General features: G+C 54.5%; 1 pseudogene. It reads right to left on the bottom strand.

Features of this window, described 5'->3' with window-relative positions:
- Positions 1-279, bottom strand: a pseudogene (locus CH341_RS35515) (hypothetical protein); the annotation flags it as partial.

Below are 279 nucleotides of genomic sequence, written 5' to 3'. Positions count from 1 at the left end.
GACGATCGGTTGCGGGTCTTCGAGCCGAAGCGCGAACTTGCCGTAACTCCCGAAGCCAATCCGACGAGCCCACTCCTTGATCCCTTGCAAAGCAACGTATTCGGCCAACATAACGGCATTGGTGACTGCAATCGGCTCCTTTGGATAAATGTGAGGCAGAAACTCGACGAATCCGGTTTCGTCCTCACTTTCACTCACTTCGACGAGCAGATTGATTTCCGAAAGACGTTGCAGAATTCGGGTGGGTGAGAGCTGCCTTTGCCGTGCAGCCGGCATTCC

The sequence above is a fragment of the Rhodoplanes roseus genome, assembly GCF_003258865.1.
Classification (GTDB): Bacteria; Pseudomonadota; Alphaproteobacteria; order Rhizobiales; family Xanthobacteraceae; genus Rhodoplanes; species Rhodoplanes roseus.
Note: the sequence above shows the minus strand (reverse complement) of the source record. Positions and strands in the feature narration are given on the sequence as shown.